The following is a 15,502-nucleotide window of genomic DNA, read 5'->3' on the forward strand; positions in this document are numbered from 1 at the left end:
TAATATAAATTTTACAAATTTTATTTGTATTCTTACAAAATATTTTGTTAGGTTTGTAGCCGCCACATCCAAAAATGTAAATAAATTCATTATAAATGAGTTACGTTCGAAAAGAAGAATTTTCTCAGGTTTAAAAATAAAAGTAAGTTGAAAAATTTGTTTTTTATGTTGCTTAAAATTTAAAAATGATCCATTTCGGTTGTGAAATAATGTTTAATTATCTAAAAAAAGAGTACTAAATAATATTTTTTATGAGGCAGTTTGTTATAATGATTCTTATGATGCATTTATTTACAGAATGCCATGCTCAAAAATATATTTCGCAGATTCCCTTCAAATATGATTATTCTTTGGAACTGTTAAAAAAACAGGCTCAAATGAATGAAACAGGTTTAAAAAATAAAACCATCGTCAATGATAATCCAGAGAATTTAAGTGACGAAATGCTGGCTCTAAAAGAAAAATACTCCATTATTCTGGCTGTAATGCCAAATAAAATTACCAACTACAAATTATACTCCTACATAGATCCATGGCTTAATACGCCATATAAAGAGAAAAGCTTTTCTAAAAAAGGAATTGACTGTTCTTATTTTCTACAGTCTTTATACAGCGATGTTTATAAAGTTACGCTTCCAAAAGATCCAGCAGGTATGTGGAAGTCTAAATCTATACAAATTTTTACTGGACGAAGTTTTCTTGCCGAAGGCGATCTTGTTTTCTTTCGATACGATAAAGACCATCCGATATCTGATGTTGGTCTGTACCTGCATAATGACCGAATTCTGGCTTGTACAGACAAAGGTCTTGCAATATATAATTTCAATGATGAATATTTTCAGTTACGATACATAGGCGCAGGACGAATCAACGAGGATGGAAAGAAGAAGTAAAAAAAGTCTTGAGGATCTTGCATTCGAAATTGAGAATATTTCGTATGACATTAGGGCTGAAGTTATTGCTAATGAACTTCTTGAGTCCAAAGCAATTGTGCCGGATGAAATTACGGTTTCTAATCAGGGACAATTTTCGCGTGCGTACAGAAGCGACATTTTGGAGGCAGTAATTCAGGATGATAATTATGATAAACAGGAATATTTAAATATACGATTATCGCGCGATAGCATGTATGATGCGCTTCCAGAAGGTTTTGTACATAGTTTGACCGAAAATAATTCTGATAAGTCTGTAAAACAGATGATAAAGGAGCATAAACACCAGAAAAAGCAAGAAGCCGAAGCTCGTGTTTTTTTTACTCCTTTTGAAAATGAAATTTTTCATTATCGTACTAAAATAGAAAGTGTTGAAAGGAATTTTTTATATAAACTGAACGGAAGCAAACCGTTGGATTTTTTCTATGATTTTTGGGGATTATCACACATTTACCCTGAAATTTTAGTTTCAAAATTTATACAGCTGCTGCCTTATGCATACAAAATAGTGGGAGACATTGAACTTGCCTGCCAATGTTTATCAAGCATTTTAGAAGAAAAAGTAACCTATACAACAACAAGTTCTAAAGAATATAGCGAAGAAGGAGAGCAGGTCAGGTTAGGAGAAAATAGATTAGGAGTCGATTTTATTACTGGAAAAGATTACATGGATTATTCTATGAACTTAAGGATAGAAATTGGTCCTGTTACCAATAAACCTTACCAGCAATATCTTAAAAACGGCGATATAAAAATATTTATAGATTGTTTTTGCGAGCATTTTTTTCCAATGGAAGTCGACGTAAAAACAGTGTTATTGATTAATAAAGAAACAGAAGAGTTTAATTTTAGTAAAGAACCTGTGTTAGGGTATACAACACGAATTTAGTAATGGTAAAAAAGCATTTATTAGCCCTTATTGATATTAGGCTTATTGTATTTTTAGTAGTAATCATAGCAGTAAGCGCTATACTTACTATGGTATTCAGCGATAAAATAAAAGAATTTGCAGCACAATATAAAAGAAAATTTTACATCTATATTTTTTCATTTGTATTGATATATGCTCTAGTTGGTTTTTTAGGCTACAACAAACTATTTACAGAGCTTTCAGACGAATTTCGATTTTATCAAATTGCGTCACTGCTATTTGGAATCCTTAATGTTTACCTGTATCGATGGTACTTTAACGAGTTTAACCTAAAAGGCGTTGTGGGTATCGAATTATTGTTTTCATTTTTAATAACACTTTATTCAAGCGTATTGTTTGTCATTATTTATACCGCCTTAAACGGAATTGCGCTGACTTTTTTAATGTGCTCTCATTTCTTGGTATTTATAGTGCCGACAGGTGTTTACGCCGTTTTTAACTACATGATGCAGATTCCTCCTAAAGAATATGTTACATGGAAAATTCCGGAAAGAAAAAATCCTTTTCCTGAGATTGAAAACTTTGAAATGAAAGATTTATTGCTGATTACCTTATTGATTCAGAAAAAAGAAAGCGATACAAAATATACTTCATTACGATCTAAAGGTCCTGTGAGAATTGATTTTGGAGCATTATTCTATCATACCGTTTCGGGATATAATGAGCATAATGCTGAAAGTAAAATTGATTTAAAAGAAAACGGTGAAAATTGCAGCTGGGTATTCTTTTTACAGCCAAAATGGTATCAAACAGCCAAATATGTAGATGCAAAATATACTTTGGGTATGAATGGTATTACTGAGAATTCAGTGATTATTTGTAAAAGACAGAAAAAAGAAGAAACCAAAGTAAATAAAAAAGGTAAAGATAAAGAAGGTTTCATGTATGAACCTAAGAATGAAAAGAAAGAGAAAGCGAAGGAAGAAGAGTTAGCAGTTTAATGTTTATTGAGATATTATGTATTACATAGATAAACCTGAAAAGCCATCATACGATAAGTTTCGTACTTATAAAATTAAGAAAGGAGATACACTAGAAAGTGTTGCTCGTGATCTTGGCATCGATGCTCAGGAACTTAGAAGATATCATAATATATACTGTGAAATTCCTGATTTAATAGAAGCTGATTTTAAAAGTTACTTAGAGTATTTGATTTTAGCACCCGAAAAAACTATTGAAGAGCAAAAGGAACAAACAGAAAAAAAGCCTCAAAAAGTTAGTTTAGCAAGTAATTATACACTGCCATTTGTTGCAGACAAAATTGATAATGATTACCAAGTTAGCTATACCACTGTTTTTGGAGATGCTGTTGATACAATAGAAATGAAAGCAAGTGTAAAATGGCTTGCTACTGATAGAAATAATTATCATTTGTTTGAGATAAATAAAGGATCTATTTATGTCAATAATAGTATACCAGATACCATTATGGATGAACTGGCCGCTAAAACTGCTGCTGTTTTATATCCCTTAAAAATTGTGGTGAATGAATCTGGAAAGTGGGTTGATATTTACAATTATGACGAAATAGAAAACCGATGGAAGGATACAAAAGAAGAAGTTCTGGATTATTTTGAAGGTGAGGTTGCAGAAAATTATATTGAACATACAGAATATGCTTTAGAAAATTCTGAAACATTACTTAATTCTCTGGCTTCAGATTATTTTTTAAGGGCTTTTTTTAGTGGTATTTACGTTGGTTATACCTCAAATTATTCGTTTCAAAACGAAGTCTTTTTTCCATTAGAGAAAGATGAAGAATCGAAGTTTGCGGTTCAGCAAAAGATAGATTCGATTTTGGATGAATCAAATTTGGTAAAAGTAGAGCAAAATGGAGATTATATAGATTCTGGAAGTGAAGCCAGTTTTGGATTTGACCCGTGGAAAGGAAAATTCAAGGTGTCGTATTTTCTTGATGAACATAGTTATTGTATCGAAAAAATAGATTTAGAATGCAATATTGAGTATGATGAACCAATAAAAGTGATCGTACAAATTGAATCTTTAAAAAAAGAAGAAACTCAGAAGTAAAGAGTTAAAACAGAGTAGTTAAGCGAATGTAATATTTATAATGGTAAGGCAATGAGTGAGAAACATATAGTAGTTCAGGGAGCTTCACTAAAATGTAAATTTAGCGTAGAACCCAAAAAAGATATATTAAAAGTAAAATCGCAGGATAAGCATTATGCTAATGATAAAGAAGCTGAGAAAAAACTCATTGCGACCGACAAAGAAATTGGGCAGACATTAGAGAAAAATACATTTGGAAAATGCAAAATGCAGCCAAATGGAAGTGGAGATTATTTGCCGTGTCAGGCCACAATAACCAAGTGGAGCGCTTTTTACGAAAAAGTAACCTTAAGCAATCAAGGAAAAATTCTATTGGAAGACAGTAAAGGAACTTGCCCGATTGGAGGACCAGATTGCATAGAAGTAGACAAACACGGACAGAAAGCAGAAGCGAGCAAACAAAATGCTAAAAAAGCTAAGCCGCAGGTAAATAATCAAATAAATCCTTTGGTTAATACCTCAAAATTTCAAGAGAGTTTAGAAGAGAGTGATTCTATTTGTAAATAAAATTAAATAGTATGTCAGATTTTAAAATAATTGGAAATCCAGATCCTGTTGTAGGTAAGGAAGAATTCTACTCAGTAAATACTTTTTTACCGAGTATTCTGCCTTTTCAAAATTCAGCTTCTAATAATAGTTTTGAACAGCCTGTAAAATGGGAAATATATATTCTAGAAAACGGAAGATGGCGTAAGACTAAAGAAAATGATAAAACAGGAAAAAGAATTTCTTATACCTTTCTTCAAAAAAGTTTAGAAAGAAAAGGCATCCGCATTCTGGCAAGAAGAGGAGAAGATGTGGCACGCCTTAATATAACTTCACATCCTGCGGAAAAACCAAAAATTGAAAGTATAGAACTGCTTAATAAAAACGGACAAAAACCGTCAAAACCGCTTTCTTACGGACAGACTCTAAAAGCAAGGGTTAACTGTCTCCATATGGAAAAACACAAAGTATATGTTACCCTTTGGGAAGATGATGCTGTTGGTGCAGGACATAATAAAGCAAATGAAAAAAATATAATACAGACACTTTCAGGAGTTGTTAAAAATGGTAAAGCAGATGTTGATTTTTTGCTGAGACCGAGTTTTGCGAAAATTGCAAAACAAAACGGTCCAGAAGAAGGAAAAATTCATGAATACTATGTTACAACAGATTTTAATAAAAATAAAATTGCAAGTAACAATGTTAATGTTAATGATCTGGAAACGCCTGTAGCACCATATAAAGCAAAAGTTCCGGTACAACAGCCAGCAACACCTAAACCTAAAGCCTCTGTACCACAGCCGACACAGCCAAAAACTAAAGTCCCAGCTTCTGGTTCTACTAGTGCTCCAAAAGTTAAGGCAGCAATTACCAGAGTACATCTTACAGATACTGCAGGACGTGCGATAAGCGGAGTTTTTAAAGATAAAGAAATCAAAGTTTGGATAGATTCTCAAGGTTTGATAGATAAAGAAATACGTCTTAAATTATACGATGAAGACGGGATTTCGGATGATTTATTATTTGATGAAAAATTTACTATTAAATCAAATATATATGCTGTAGTTGTTCCTCTTAATAAAATTCCAAGAAGCAAAGGAGGAAGCTATTGGGGAGAAGGTGCAGAACAAGAAGTGTTTGCATATGTCGAAGTTGTACAAGATGCAAGTATGAATAAACAAAGTGCGGTTGTAGATGTAGATGCTAAAGTTTTTAAACCAGATCCTGTAGAGCATACTAATAAGGCTGCGAAGATTGGTGAAGCGGATAAGAATGATAAGAAAGATAAAAAGAAGGGAAATTGTTATTGTAATAGAGATATTACTGCAGCTGAGCTGACCACAATGGTGAAAAATATTAGAGATAATACTTATTATGCTGATAAGACAATAACATTTTATCATAGTGATAAATTATTTTATTTGTATGCAAAAGTCCCAAAATCAGATAGAACATTTGAAAAATTTGCAGAAGTTTTAAATAAAGCATTTGCCAAATATGAAATAAATACATGTGCAAGAAAAATTCATTTTCTAGCTAATATGTATGTTGAAACTATGTACTTTACGGCAACTCGAGAAGGAAAAGGAACTTCTGGTTTTAGATATGATCCTTACAGAGGTAGAGGTTTTCAACATTTAACTTGGGAAGATAATTATAAAAAATATAAAAAAGAGTCGGGGATTGATATCGTTAGTGATTATGAAAAAGTTGCTGATGACTTAAATATTGCTGCTGATACAGGTGCATGGTATTGGAAAAAAATAGGAATAAACGAGTATGCTGATAAAGATAGTATTTTTGATACTTCTAGATTGATTAACTATCCTGGAGCATCAAAAAGTTCTTCAATTAATGGCTATAAGGATAGAGAAATTGCATGGAGAGAATTGAAAAAAATATTCAAATTTCCTCAAAATTGTGTAAGTGATAAAAAAGCAAACACACCATCAAAAGAGAATTGCCTAAAATGTAAAGTTATTCATTTTGATTTAACGGATAAAGTAAAATGGCAAACTCAATTTGATCCAAAATGGGGCGATTCAAAGGCACAAAAAGTCGCTTGTAAAAAAACTTGCGATGATATATTAAATAAGCATGGATTAACATCTACTTCAAAATTTAGTAAATATCAAACTGCTTTAGAAAATAGTAATCATACAGCTTTAATTATTGATACAGAGGAATCAAAAAGAGGAATTAAATATTTAGACTTGCAATTACAAGCAGGAAATCCTGTTCAAGTAGGAGTAGATCATGACTTAAATTATAAAGGAGGGACACTTAATGAAGGTACAACAGATCACTTTATTGTAATAGTTGGTAAGTCTTGTGAAAATGGTAAAGTATATTATAGATTTTATGATGTTGGTACTCGACACGAAAGTAAAGGAGCTAGTAATGATAATCGCCTTTATTTAAATACATCTAATTATTCGCTAAAAGGTAAAACGGCCTACAATAATCATGTTTATACAGTAACCCAAATAAGAAACAATAAGAAAAAATGAAAAAAAAAGTAATTATATTATTAATATTAAATTTAATGCTATCATGTAAATCTCAGGATAGTAAAGAAGATTTTAGAGGTACTTGGATAGAGGTACAAAAGAGAGGTAATGAATATTTGATTATTGATTGTGGATATAAAGGTGAAGATATAAAAATTGTTAATGATTCAATTTTTGAGAATGGTACAATGGAAAGTACTAAAGCAAAGATTGATCATATAAAAGAAGATGAAACAGGAATATCATTGTTTACAGATAAAACGGAAAAATCATATTATAAATTTTTATTTGTAAATAAAGAAAAAGGTCTTGTTAAATGGGAAATTAAGAATAATGATTTACCAATTGTTATTAAATATTTTGTAAATGAGGTTAGCACTAATAAAATAAAAACAATAAAAGGTACAAAAGCTGATTGTGTCACTAATGATGATGTAGGTGATTCGGTTAATGATTCTCTTACTCTAAATGATGGAAATGTCCTTTTAGTAGAGGATGATAATTGTATATCATTATTAGATAAAAAAGAAAATTTAATCCTTGAAAGATGTTTTGATAATTGTAACGTAAAAATTCGTCATATAAAAACTACGGGTTTACCATTAACTATTATAAGTGGACAAAATTCAATTGACATTGAGTTTTATAAAAAAGGCATAAACTGGGTTTCTAATTCTGCTACATATTTTAAAAGTTTACCAACAGGAGAAGAAAAAAACACTAAACAAATTGAAGTATCTATTAAAGATTTTGATTTTGATAGTATCATTGAGCAGTTTGGAGATGCAAAAAATAATGATTTAAGTTCTTCTCTTGATGACATAAAAAATAAACAAAAGTTAATTGAATTAGATGTTTATAAAATTGCTGATATATTAAAAAATAATCCAGTTTCAGCCCAAAATGTTACTTTGTATAATGATGCTGCTTTTACATTAATTGAAAATGAAAATTTTAATGAAGCAAGAATAATACTTCTAGAGGTAACTAATTTTTCACCAGATAGAGTGGTTGCGTACTTAAACTTAGGAGATGCTCAATGGGGGTTTGATGAAAATAATGATGCAAAAAAATCGTATCAAAAATATTTATCATTGATGAAATCTCAAAATAAAGACCTAAGTAAGGTACCTAAAAGAGTTTATGAAAGGATTAAATAAAAAACTTGATAATAAATTATCATAAATAAACAAGGCTCCTTGACATATTGAAAAGAAAAGCCCCAGCTAGCAAAAGTTTTATGCTTTTGTTAGCTGAGGGAATTAAAAGAAGTTAATAAATAAGTTAAAATGGAAAAAATGAGAGTAATGCTTTTTGTTTTTTTGTCAATCATGATAATGAGTTGTGAAAGGAAAAAAGATAAAATTGAATTAAAAAGTAAAATTTCTTTAACTTCTAGCATACAGGAATCAGAATGTGAAAAAATTCTTTTTCAGCTTTTTTACACCAGTGATTTTGAAAAAAAAGAAAAGTATGAGGTTAGAATTGATAATATCAGAAATGATACTATTATAATAAAAGCTTTTACAAGAAATAATTTATCAGATAATCCTAAAACTCAAGAAATTGTAGAAAGTGTTGTTGGCTGGTTCATCATTCCTCCAAAAAGGGATGCACTATATTTATCATTAAATGCTTTAGATCCCATTGAACCTAATTTTAAGAAAGTAAAAACTAAACAAAACTGTTTTAGAGATTTTTTAAGTTGTAATAATCAAAAACAAACAAACGAGATAAAGAATGAAATAAAATTCACTGACTTATTTAATGAAGGTACTAATATCGATTTTGCGCCTAAGGATTTAAATAAGGATACTCCAGAAATTAAAGATTTCAAAAAAAAGCTTGAAAAGTATTTTGATGAGATTTCTTCGCCTGAAGATTTTGATAGTGAAAATTTATCATATTTAGTAAATAATGAAACTTTTTTTGATTTACAATATTACACAAACAGTGCTTGGCTACAGTATTTTATTACCAAGTACAAGATAGATGTTACTCTGCTAAATGATTTAATGAGTCAAGCAATAAAACAAGAAGATTTTAACGCTGTTAAAACATTAATAATTAATCATTATGTTGTTTCGGAAATAGATTTAGAGATTTCCTCTCAGACTAAACAAGAATCAGAAAATAAAATTCAAGAAAATAAAAAAGATGGTTATGAAAGTTATATTGTTTCAAATTCTAAAATTAATGAAATAATAAATTTGCTTCATAAAAAGTTTAATTTAAATAAAATAAGTGATTCTGATGGTTTTACAAATTTGAGAAAAGAGAAAAATACATCTTCTGAAATTCTTCAAAAAATTGCTACAGGAACTAAAATTGAAATTTTAGATAATTCAGGAGATTGGTGGTTAGTGCAAACGAAAGAAAGGAAAAAAGGATATGTATATAAAACTAAGATAAAAGCGGAATAATATAATAGCATACATGCTCCTTGACATATTGAAAAGAAAAGCCCCAGCTAGCAGGAGTTTTATGCTTTTGTTAGCTGAGGGAATTTATAAATAGAAATTATGAAGAAATTAATAAATCTTATTACAATTGTTTTTATCATATTTTTTAATTCTTGTGATTCAAAAAAGAAGGAAAATAATATTGAAAACAACGATTTAAAATTATTATTAGAAAAGCAAATTAAAGCAGGTTATGCTGCTGAAAAGAATGAAACAGATTATCCTAATTATAATTTTTTAGAAAATGATTTGAATTCATCAAATCAGATATTAAAAGATTATTTGATTAAAAATGGATATCAAATTCCTGATAATAATGTGTTTATTGATTTGGTGAACAAAACTTTTCAAAGGAGTTTAGATTATAGTTCTGCAAAAAAAAATGTTTACTTAGATTTTACTAATCCATGTGATAGAGAAATAAAATTCTTGAAAAATAGTTCAGAGGAGCAACAAGATTTGTCATTCTACATTAGTAAGGAAGGTAATTTTATTACGGAGTTATTTTCAATTCCTGAGATTTTAGATTATGAAAAAGTTTATCCAGAAATGAAAATATTAGAAGAGAAACTCCCGCTAATCACTAATAATATTAAAATATATAAATGGAGTTCATTAGAAAATTTATCTAGAATTAGAGAACAAAATTTGAAAACTTTTTTATCTAGAAATAAGTTTTTATTTAATAATAGTAAAGTCGATTTAGTATGGCTTCTTGCTAATGATAAAAAATTTTTAATTGACCTGGTTGTCAAATTTGGTTTTGATAAAGAGAAACAAATTAATCAAATAGCTTTAGAAGAACTGTATAAAAAATACAAAAATGAAAATCCAATTCAGGTAGAAAAAATAGGCGATTTATTTTTTTCTAAAAATTGTGATAATTCTTTTTCTATTCGATATGGTTTACTCAAATATGTAAACGAAACAACAAATGAAAAGGACAATAGATTTATTTATGCTTTGTCAGATTACGCATCAATATTGTATGATGGAGATTTAGATAAAGTATTTGAAAAGGATCCTTCAAAAAAGTTTAATGATGTACAGAAAGCAAATATAATTGCATTGATTGCATCAATAGAAAATCCAGCAAAAAATAAATTTAAATATAAAAATACTGCCTTATGGAATAATGAGTCAACAGCAATTGAAGACTTATCAGTTTCTCATCCTGAAATAATAGATATAATTATTAAGAATAAATATTTTGGAATAGAAAATTTAAAAGAAATTATTGATAATCTAGGTAGTGACGAATAGATACTTGCCCTGGAAGAGTTGACAAAAAAATATTGATATATAACAAGGTTCCTTGACATATTGAAAAGAAAAGCCCCAGCTAGTAAAAGCTTTATGCTTTTGCTAGCTGGGGGAATTTAAAAATAGAAATTATGAAGAAATTAATAAATCTTATTTCAGTTCTTATTATCATTTTTTTTAATTCTTGGAATCAATATAGGATTGATAAAAATAGTGGGAAAATTAATTTAATTAAGAGTATAAAAAATAATGAAATTTATAATGAAGAAAGTAATATTTAATTTCTTAGTGGTAATAATATTGATTTCTTGTAATGATAAAACAACAACAAATCATAATAATGTTGAAAAAAGAAATTACTCTAATAGACCAATTGTAGATAATGATAAATTAAGTAATAATTCCTGTTTAATAGATTCATTGAATATGATGAGTACAGAATATGGAGGAATTAAATTTTATACTGAAAATGAGTTAAGAGGTGCTGGTGTAGTTCAATTATCAATTGATAAGGATTTTGAAATTTTAAATTTAGATAAGACTGTATATGGCAGTATAAAATTGAAAAATAACACAGAAGAACCTTTTGATATTAAATTCCCGAAAATGGTTATTGCTAGAGAAATAATTCCAAATATAGAATATAAAATATTTTGTTTCGATGCTGAACAGCCTGAAACTGATAATGATTTTTTAATTATTTATATAAATAACGAAAAAAGATTAGTTAGTAAGAAAGACTGTAAATATAAATTCCATTCATGGGGAGCATATATTAAAACAGCTTTTATTCATCTTACTTCAAAAGTTGAAAACAGTTCAAAAGAAGAACAAACGTATTATTATGAAGCTTTGGAGATTAAAGGAGACTCTATGGAAATCAAATCAGTTGCAAAAACATCATGTGATTATATTGAAGAATATAAAGATGTTACAAAATGGATAAAGTGGAAAGAAAATTCATGTAAACTTATCATGTTTGATTTCTGTTACTAAATACAGAAAAATAAAAATGTAGCCATAAAAACGTTTTCTGGTTTAAAAATTTAGTCCACGATAAAAGCTTAAAATCCGACTCAGTGTGCCTAATTGTATCTATTTAACCAGTAAAATCTTGTTATAATAATAAAACAGCACTAATAATCAAAATCTAAACCAACAAAAAAAGAAACGAAAGATTCTCATTTCAAAATAAAAACTATAGAATTATGATCGAAAAATTAAGTCATTTTCCCGTAAACTGGATTGACGGGATGAAGATAAATAAGAGTCATTTTTTATCTATTCAGGACAACGTTTCTGAGTTGGTAAATGATGCAATTGGTATTCATACCACGCCTATAAGTTATGGTCTGCTGGATTCTGGAAACCAAAATAAAGAGGCCACAAAAATCACTTTAGGAATCGATAATCACAAATTGCTTAGCGTTCGTGTAGAAGAATGCCACGCCATAACGCCAAACGGATCGAGAATTGAAATCAGTAAAAGCAATACAGATACATTAGATCTTCAGATTCCTTATCCAGAGGATACTTACGAAATAAAAGACGGCGAACAATTGGTTTTATTGGCTTGTATTTCGGTTAATTCTAAAAAGAGAATCCCTTTTGGCGAACCAGATCCAGATGAAGTTCCGCCAAGATATCCGTACACACAGCCAGAATACAAACTGCATTTAATTAAAGCCGAAGAATTCCGTTCAGGAATTGGATACGGCGGTTTCTATCTCGCAATTGGTAAAATCCTTATTGGAGATACAACAGTTTTAGACGAAGACTATATTCCGTCTTCTGTAACCGTATCCTGTCATCCAAAACTGGTTGATATGCAAGCGCAGATTGCCCGTTCGTTTGGTCAGATTGAGATTTACTCGGTTCAGATTTCTCAAAAAATAAACAGAGGACAGCAGACAGGACTTTTGCCACAAACCGTAATGCAACTGGCAGACAATACAGGATATTATTTAGGCAGCTGTTTAACACAGTTCCGCTGGTTTTCATTGCACCAGCATCCAGCTTCAATGTTAAGTACAGTGGTAGCATTTGCCAGAGTGATGAAGAATTTTATCGATTCAAAATCAGGAGCAGGAAAAGAAGAGCTGTTAAACTATTTTGCCGAATGGTGTGATATTTCGCAAGGAGATTTCGAAATATTGTTTACTACGCTTATAAATGCTGGCTACGATCACGTGCATATCGATAAAACGGCTTCATTGGCTATAAATGCTTTAAACAGAATAGAGAGATTATTCGAAACATTAAGCAAACTGGATTACATCGGTAAGAAAAAAGAAAACATCGAATTATTTGTTGCCGAAACAGAGAAAAAAGACATCGTTCATAACCCGAAACGTCACGGTTTCTTTATAAAAGACTAAAAAATAAAATAGTAATATAATTATGGAAGTATTAAATAAACAGGAACGCCAAAAAGCATTTATTGCTTTTTTAATTGCCTTTGTCCTGACTTTTGCAGTTATGCTGATTGCAGTTTCGTTCAACTTTTACATGCCTGTAGCAGAAAACAAAATGCTGAAAGCAGAAAATGAAATGATGAAAAGAGAATACGATTATCAGACTAATTTTTCGGTTAAAATAGACAGTATCAGAATGACAATCGATTCAATCAATTCACCAAAAGTAGATAACGATTTTCAGCAGCGTTTGGCAAATGTTATGATTGCCAATATTTATCAAAAAGTTCCCAAAGACACTACCGAAAACAAAAAATTATATAACAATGTTATTCTAGCCTACAAGAATATCATTGATTACAAAAAACAGATTAGGAGTCTTACGCACAATTCGCACTTAATAGACAGTTTGAACCAATCGGCTAAAACGTACAAAGAAGAGTTAGAAAAAGTAAGCAGGGACTTAGATGTATGTCGTCAGGTTTACCAAAATCAATAATTAGAAATTTAGAATAAAGAAATTAATAAACTAATCATTTAAAAATTTGAAATTATGTTGTCAAACTATGGAATTGGAGGTAATGAAGTAAAAATTGATGCAGATGAAGCGATCACTGCAATCCCTCAGAACAGAACACTTGTTGCTCAAAAATTAACGGTAGATGCTCCTGTAAAACCAGAATTGGTAGAAGGAATTACAAGCATCGAAAAAGCATTCGAACATTTTAAACCAGAAGTAAAAGTAAATTTTGAAACTGCTGATGGCGCTACTAAAGTTGAGCCTTTAAACTTTAAAAACTTAGGTGATTTTGGTATAAAAGGAATTACAACACAAAGCAGCTTTTTATCTGATCTTGAAACAGAAAAAGATCAGTACCAAAAAATTATTCGTCAGTTAAAATCAAATAAGATTTTAAAAGCGGCTTTAGAAGACGGAGAAGCAAAACAAGCTTTGCTAGAAAGCCTAGGAGCATTGATCAATGAGTTAAAAGAGAACAAATAAGAAATTAAAAAGTATAGATATGTCAAGTAAAGAAGCATATAAAGGAGATCTGGATACAGCGGTATTAGAACCTAAAGCAGTTAAAGGAATTTCAATTGAAAAGAATGTTGAAAAACTGGCTAAATACGGCGGTTTTGATTTGTTGGAAATGGCAATTGAAGGAGTTCAAAACCTTAATCCAGATAGAAAAGCAAGAAGAAAAATCTTTTTAGGAGAAGTAAACAAAGCAAAAGAAAGAGAAACACTTTTAAAGACTTTAGAACTTTGGTCTTCAGTTTTAAGCAACAATGAAGCTTTGACTGATATGGTGGCGCAAAGTGAAGACAAATGCAAAGAGTCTGAAGCTTTGTTGCAAAAAAACCTTGCTAAAGCTGTTGAAGATACAAGAGAAATTGAAGCGGCTTACAGAACGTTAGCTTTATTCTTTAAAAACACAGAATCTGATAAAGTAAAAAATGTTACGATCGTAAACGCAGAATTAGATCAGTTAAAAGATCTTGACAATACTCGTTTTATTGATGCGATTCATGCAGAATTAGTTGATAATTACGATCGTTTAGACCTTAAAAACAACTACGGTATTTTGGTAATTCCAGGATATTTAGGATCAAATAAAGTAATCGAAAAATGGGCAAAAATTGCACATGAAAACAAAGTAATGTTGGTTACAGATTTCGAACACCTTGACGAACCAGATGATGTAATGGAAATGTTTGACGCTGCTTCTTTAACTGGAGGAGATGTATATCGTTCTAACGTAATCATGACTTGCAACTGGCTTGTTGGACGTGGAAGATTTGATCAAATTGGAGAAAACGAAGATTTGCACGTTGCACCTTCTGCTGCATTAGCAGGAAAAATATACAAAACATTAATGTCTCAGGTTACTGCTGGTAAGAAATTCGGAGGAATTAATGAAGTTGACGGAGTGAAATTTGATCTTAAGAAAAGCGAAATTGCTAATCTTGAGAACTTAGGATTGGTTCCGATGGTAAATGAATACGGTAAAGTAATGGCTTTCTCTGCCAAAACATTATTCAGCGGAGATAACTTAGGATTACAAACGTATTCTGTGGTTCGTGTTTTTGATTATGTGACTAAAGTATTAATGGATTTCCTTAACCGTCGTGCTTTCGAAAACTTTACTGCAAAAACACGTAAAGAGATTATGAATCAGATCGTTGCTTTCCTTGACGGAATCACGGGTCCAGATAAATTAATTGAGAATTTTGAAATCCGCAGATTTGAACAAGATCCAATTCAAAAAGACAGAATCTATATGGATATCCATATGAAACCGTATTTCCCTGCTAAAAACTTCCTTATTAAAATGGATGGTCACAAAGGTGATGACGGAACAGAATGGGATACAGATTACGAACAAAAATAATTGTACAGTAAATAAAAAAAGGAAGCACATAAAATTGTGCT

General features: G+C 30.2%; 14 protein-coding genes. All 14 read left to right on the forward strand.

All coding sequences use genetic code 11. The annotated features are described in order from the left end of the window. Window positions 1-251: 251 nt before the first annotated feature. The 14 genes from ABXT06_RS14045 to ABXT06_RS14110 all read left to right on the forward strand — a co-directional run bounded on the left by ABXT06_RS14045 (window position 252) and on the right by ABXT06_RS14110 (window position 15,461). Window positions 252-893 (forward strand): C40 family peptidase, encoded by a 642-nt coding sequence (locus ABXT06_RS14045; RefSeq protein ID WP_354591309.1) that lies wholly within the window; start codon window positions 252-254, stop codon window positions 891-893. Beyond that, window positions 877-1,821, forward strand: coding sequence for a type VI secretion system baseplate subunit TssG (locus tag ABXT06_RS14050; RefSeq protein WP_354591310.1), 945 nt, complete (start codon window positions 877-879; stop codon window positions 1,819-1,821). The genes ABXT06_RS14045 and ABXT06_RS14050 overlap by 17 nt, the downstream gene beginning before the upstream one ends. 2 nt (window positions 1,822-1,823) lie before the next feature. Then, the gene (locus tag ABXT06_RS14055) at window positions 1,824-2,804 is read left to right on the forward strand and encodes a TssN family type VI secretion system protein (RefSeq protein ID WP_354591311.1); all 981 of its coding nucleotides are present in this window, start codon (window positions 1,824-1,826) and stop codon (window positions 2,802-2,804) included. A 16-nt stretch (window positions 2,805-2,820) separates the two neighbouring features. Beyond that, the gene (locus ABXT06_RS14060; RefSeq protein WP_354591312.1) at window positions 2,821-3,894 is read left to right on the forward strand and encodes a LysM peptidoglycan-binding domain-containing protein; all 1,074 of its coding nucleotides are present in this window, start codon (window positions 2,821-2,823) and stop codon (window positions 3,892-3,894) included. A 51-nt stretch (window positions 3,895-3,945) separates the two neighbouring features. Continuing rightward, window positions 3,946-4,440, forward strand: a complete 495-nt coding sequence (locus ABXT06_RS14065) for a DUF4280 domain-containing protein (protein ID WP_274256076.1) — start codon at window positions 3,946-3,948, stop codon at window positions 4,438-4,440. 11 nt (window positions 4,441-4,451) lie between these two features. Next, the gene (locus tag ABXT06_RS14070; protein ID WP_354591313.1) at window positions 4,452-6,929 is read left to right on the forward strand and encodes a glycoside hydrolase family 19 protein; all 2,478 of its coding nucleotides are present in this window, start codon (window positions 4,452-4,454) and stop codon (window positions 6,927-6,929) included. After that, window positions 6,926-8,089 carry a tetratricopeptide repeat protein gene (locus ABXT06_RS14075; protein ID WP_354591314.1) on the forward strand — a complete coding sequence of 388 codons (1,164 nt, stop codon included), beginning with the start codon at window positions 6,926-6,928 and terminating at the stop codon, window positions 8,087-8,089. The genes ABXT06_RS14070 and ABXT06_RS14075 overlap by 4 nt, the downstream gene beginning before the upstream one ends. Window positions 8,090-8,218: 129 nt before the next feature. After that, complete coding sequence (locus ABXT06_RS14080) at window positions 8,219-9,352, forward strand: SH3 domain-containing protein (RefSeq protein ID WP_354591315.1); 1,134 nt, start codon at window positions 8,219-8,221, stop codon at window positions 9,350-9,352. Window positions 9,353-9,451: 99 nt separating this feature from the next. Next, the gene (locus ABXT06_RS14085) at window positions 9,452-10,654 is read left to right on the forward strand and encodes a hypothetical protein (RefSeq protein ID WP_354591316.1); all 1,203 of its coding nucleotides are present in this window, start codon (window positions 9,452-9,454) and stop codon (window positions 10,652-10,654) included. A 261-nt stretch (window positions 10,655-10,915) separates the two neighbouring features. Continuing rightward, window positions 10,916-11,650 (forward strand): hypothetical protein, encoded by a 735-nt coding sequence (locus tag ABXT06_RS14090; RefSeq protein ID WP_354591317.1) that lies wholly within the window; start codon window positions 10,916-10,918, stop codon window positions 11,648-11,650. 212 nt (window positions 11,651-11,862) lie between these two features. Then, entirely contained in the window at window positions 11,863-13,032 is a 1,170-nt protein-coding gene (locus ABXT06_RS14095; RefSeq protein ID WP_354591318.1) for a hypothetical protein, read from the forward strand. A gap of 22 nt (window positions 13,033-13,054) precedes the next feature. Continuing rightward, entirely contained in the window at window positions 13,055-13,567 is a 513-nt protein-coding gene (gene tssO, locus ABXT06_RS14100) for a type VI secretion system TssO (RefSeq protein ID WP_160782442.1), read from the forward strand. Window positions 13,568-13,621: 54 nt separating this feature from the next. Beyond that, complete coding sequence (locus ABXT06_RS14105; RefSeq protein WP_012025252.1) at window positions 13,622-14,071, forward strand: hypothetical protein; 450 nt, start codon at window positions 13,622-13,624, stop codon at window positions 14,069-14,071. A gap of 19 nt (window positions 14,072-14,090) precedes the next feature. Then, window positions 14,091-15,461: a DUF5458 family protein gene (locus ABXT06_RS14110; RefSeq protein ID WP_354591319.1), complete on the forward strand. Its 1,371-nt coding sequence runs from the start codon at window positions 14,091-14,093 to the stop codon at window positions 15,459-15,461. Window positions 15,462-15,502 lie beyond the last annotated feature (41 nt).

It is taken from the genome of Flavobacterium sp. UW10123 (assembly GCF_040538975.1).
Classification (GTDB): domain Bacteria; phylum Bacteroidota; class Bacteroidia; order Flavobacteriales; family Flavobacteriaceae; genus Flavobacterium.

What these genes read in the sequence shown, in the direction of transcription:
- ABXT06_RS14045 (WP_354591309.1), top strand. Translation starts at nt 252, where the DNA reads ATGAGGCAGTTTGTTATAATGATTCTTATGATGCATTTATTTACAGAA.
- ABXT06_RS14050 (WP_354591310.1), top strand. Translation starts at nt 877, where the DNA reads ATGGAAAGAAGAAGTAAAAAAAGTCTTGAGGATCTTGCATTCGAAATT.
- ABXT06_RS14055 (WP_354591311.1), top strand. Translation starts at nt 1,824, where the DNA reads ATGGTAAAAAAGCATTTATTAGCCCTTATTGATATTAGGCTTATTGTA.
- ABXT06_RS14060 (WP_354591312.1), top strand. Translation starts at nt 2,821, where the DNA reads ATGTATTACATAGATAAACCTGAAAAGCCATCATACGATAAGTTTCGT.
- ABXT06_RS14065 (WP_274256076.1), top strand. Translation starts at nt 3,946, where the DNA reads ATGAGTGAGAAACATATAGTAGTTCAGGGAGCTTCACTAAAATGTAAA.
- ABXT06_RS14070 (WP_354591313.1), top strand. Translation starts at nt 4,452, where the DNA reads ATGTCAGATTTTAAAATAATTGGAAATCCAGATCCTGTTGTAGGTAAG.
- ABXT06_RS14075 (WP_354591314.1), top strand. Translation starts at nt 6,926, where the DNA reads ATGAAAAAAAAAGTAATTATATTATTAATATTAAATTTAATGCTATCA.
- ABXT06_RS14080 (WP_354591315.1), top strand. Translation starts at nt 8,219, where the DNA reads ATGGAAAAAATGAGAGTAATGCTTTTTGTTTTTTTGTCAATCATGATA.
- ABXT06_RS14085 (WP_354591316.1), top strand. Translation starts at nt 9,452, where the DNA reads ATGAAGAAATTAATAAATCTTATTACAATTGTTTTTATCATATTTTTT.
- ABXT06_RS14090 (WP_354591317.1), top strand. Translation starts at nt 10,916, where the DNA reads ATGAAGAAAGTAATATTTAATTTCTTAGTGGTAATAATATTGATTTCT.
- ABXT06_RS14095 (WP_354591318.1), top strand. Translation starts at nt 11,863, where the DNA reads ATGATCGAAAAATTAAGTCATTTTCCCGTAAACTGGATTGACGGGATG.
- tssO (WP_160782442.1), top strand. Translation starts at nt 13,055, where the DNA reads ATGGAAGTATTAAATAAACAGGAACGCCAAAAAGCATTTATTGCTTTT.
- ABXT06_RS14105 (WP_012025252.1), top strand. Translation starts at nt 13,622, where the DNA reads ATGTTGTCAAACTATGGAATTGGAGGTAATGAAGTAAAAATTGATGCA.
- ABXT06_RS14110 (WP_354591319.1), top strand. Translation starts at nt 14,091, where the DNA reads ATGTCAAGTAAAGAAGCATATAAAGGAGATCTGGATACAGCGGTATTA.